At 52.8% G+C, this 3,320-nt stretch carries 2 protein-coding genes and 1 pseudogene; all 3 read left to right on the forward strand.

Going from position 1 to position 3,320, the window contains the following annotated elements:
• Positions 1-222: pseudogene (locus DWY57_RS20545) on the forward strand (hypothetical protein); the annotation flags it as partial.
• A gap of 38 nt (positions 223-260) precedes the next feature.
• Positions 261-467 carry a hypothetical protein gene (locus DWY57_RS20550; RefSeq protein ID WP_007562496.1) on the forward strand — a complete coding sequence of 69 codons (207 nt, stop codon included), beginning with the start codon at positions 261-263 and terminating at the stop codon, positions 465-467.
• A partial coding sequence (locus tag DWY57_RS20555; RefSeq protein ID WP_119962360.1) for a viral A-type inclusion protein occupies positions 464-3,320 on the forward strand: 2,857 nt, incomplete at its 3' end. The genes DWY57_RS20550 and DWY57_RS20555, both read left to right, overlap by 4 nt.

Consider the following 3,320-nt stretch of genomic DNA (forward strand, 5'->3'; position numbering starts at 1 on the left):
CTGCTGGCCTATACGGTATGCCGGGGATACGTGTCGCGGCACGTGGGCATCGGGGTGACAGCGTGGGTACTGCGGAACTTTGTGGAGTGGCGTTATCTGACGGCCATGTTCCGAACATTCGAGCGTCTGATGGGCACGAAGGATTTTATGCGTATTATCAGCTCGACAGCGCGGGCGAACCCGATGACTCCGAGACTGAGCCAGGCAAGGAAGGGGAGTTAAGAACCCGGTATGAAGGTTCCCATAGCCCTTTCGGCTTCGTGTGGCAGATTGCATCGGCGACCGGCTGGAGCGTGGATTACATCCTTGATGGGGTGAATTACCAGACGCTGATCATGATGCTGAGCGACGCGCCGCGGTATGTGCGGAAAAAGCAAGGCGGCGGAAACGGTGCTCCCAGACCGGAACACAGCGCCGAGGATGAAGCGAACGATATAGTAGGATTTTTTCAAAGCAAACTGGAATGAGCAAACCTGTAGAAGTTGAATTTTTGATGAAGGACAAACTCACGCCCGGCATGAACAAGGCCGAACGTGAGGCGCTGGAACTGCGTAATACCGTCAGGCTGCTGGAGGCTGAACTGGAAAGGCTGCGCCTTGCCGGGGAGACGGCTGCCCCCAATCTGGACCAGAGTGCCAATATCGCGCAGATCCATGCACTGGAGAAGCAGCTTGAGGAATTGCGCGGCAAACTGAAACTGCTGCAGGAGGAATCGGAATCCGTGCAGGTCACCCCTGCAGACATGCCCAATGCACAGCGCCAGTTCAACGGGCTTCACAACAGCATCCAGCAGATGGCCCGTGAAATGCCTTCTTTGGCCATGGGACCGCAGATGTTCTTTCTGGCCATATCCAACAACCTGCCGATTTTTACGGACGAACTGGCCCGTGCCCGTAAGGAATATGATGAGCTGCAGAAGTCAGGCAAGAAAGGCACACCGGTATGGAAACAGGTCCTGTCCTCGCTCTTTTCCTGGCAGACGGCCATGACCACCGGCATCATGCTGCTGGTAATGTACGGTGATGAAATCTGGGATTGGACGAAAAACCTGTTCAGTGCCAAAAAAGGCGTGGATGAATTCAACGTATCAGTCAAGGAAATGACCGAGATAGAGAAGGACGGCCGTGCCCAGATGGTGCGTACCCGCTTCGAACTGAAATCGGTCATCGATGAAATAAAGAACTTCACCGGCAGCAAGGAACAGGAAAAGGCGAAGGTAGAGGAACTGAACCGCAAGTACGGGGAATCTTTCGGGTATTATAAAACACTTTCCGAATGGTATGATACCCTTATCCAAAAGAGCGAGGACTATGTACAGGTCCTGCTGCACCAGGCCAATGTCCAGAACCTTGTAAAAAAAGCTGCAGAAGCCGATGAAGAGGTGAATAAAATCAAGGCGCAGAAACCGGAAGAGGCGGAAAGCGCCATGGGTTTTTTCGGGAAATGGGGACAATATATCATGCAGTCAAGCATGGCAGAATCCGGGCAGTTCTATGATGCACAGGCTGCCATCAAGAAACATGATCAGGAAGCTTATGACATACTGTTGAAAAATGCCGAAAACAAACGCGACGGTTATCTGAAAAAAGCGGAAGAAGAGGTAAAAAAAGCCGCAGAAGCAGCCAAGAAAGGAAATATCGGCGGGCATATCGACCCCAAACAGCCCGGAAAGAATCCGGAAGCGGAAGCCAGGCAACGACTTGCCACAGAGCGCAGGCTGGCGCAGGATCTTGCCGCCCTGCAGGCCGAGAACCGGAAGGAAGAGATAGACCGTATGCAAGCCGGTACCGAAAAGAAACTGGCACAAATCGAATATGACTATAACGCCCGGAAAGAAGAGATAAACCGGCAGGAAACCGACTGGAAGCGTGAGAACAAGGAAGCCGGCCTTTCCACCGGAGATAACGGACTTACCCGGGAGCAACAGGATGAACTTGAAAAAGCCCGTGCCTCAAACACCGCGTCCCGGAAAAAAGCGGAGACGGACGTGTACAGGGAAGAGGCGGAAGCCATGCGTGACTATCTGAAGGAATACGGGACCTTCCAGCAGCAGAAACTGGCCATCGCTGAAGAATATGCCGAGAAAATCCGCAAGGCACAGTCCCAGGGCGAAAGGCTGACTTTGGAGAAGCAGCGTGATGCGGCTGTGCACAAAGTGGACATGGAAGCCCTTACCCAGAAGATAGACTGGGGAGCAGCGTTCGGGGATTTGACCGGTCTGCTTGCAGACCAGATGAAGAACCTGCTTGGCGAACTTAAACAGTATGTCAAGACGGATGAGTTCAAAAAAACGGGAGCCGCAGACCAGCAGGTCGTTTACGATGCCATTGAACGTATTCAAAGCATGCTCCCCGGTGGCAACGGGACATTGGATTTTGCCCGGCTGCAAACGCAGATGCACGCTTTGGGGGATGCCGTAACACGCGTGCAAAATGCGGAACTGCAGCAGGAAGCGGCATTCGCCCGGTTAAAAGCGGCGCAGACCGATTACAACAAGGCTCTTGAAAGCGGTAACCAGGCAGAAATAGAACGTACCAAAATCGCTCTTCAAACGGCCCAATCGTCCAGCGTTTCAGCTGACGAAGAATACCTGAACGCCACCTCTGAAATGAAGGCGCTTGCCGGGGAGGTGAAAAGTGCCTCCCGGGACACGGTTGACGGGTTGAACATGGTATCCGACGGGTTGCACGGCTTTGCGAGCGGAACCTTGCAGGGATCATTTGAAGGAATCCAGAACATGCTTACCGGTCTTTCAAAACTGAATATCGGAGGCAAGGTCGGCGATGCCATCAGCCGGATGTCCGAAACCCTGTCAAGTGCCGGAGTCATCGGGCAGATCATATCGGCCATTCTCTCCATACTGGATTTGCTGAAAGACGGTATTGGCCCGATTATCTCATCATTGATAGATACCATTTTCAATGCGATAACCGGAATACTCGACAATATCCTCAGCGGAGACCTGTTCAAACAGATAGGCGGTTCCCTTGTGAATGGTATCGGAGGACTGCTGAACACGGTGTCTTTCGGAGGTTTCAACAAACTGTTCGGCATCGGCGGGAACGCCAGGGAAGTGCAGGCGGCTATAGGCCGTCTTACGGACCGGAACGAGAAACTGCAGACTTCCATCGAAGACCTGACCGATACCATTAAGGCAAGCAAGGGGACAAAATCGGTGGAAGCTTACCGGGATGCTTACAAATACCAGAAAGAAACGAATGCAAACTATCTGCAGATAGCAAAGGAACAGGCACGCTACAGCGGAAGTCACCACAGCTGGAACTACTACTGGGGCGGTTTCAACCAGGCACAGATAGACA

This window comes from Bacteroides sp. AF25-5LB (assembly GCF_003602965.1).
GTDB lineage: Bacteria > Bacteroidota > Bacteroidia > Bacteroidales > Bacteroidaceae > Bacteroides > Bacteroides uniformis.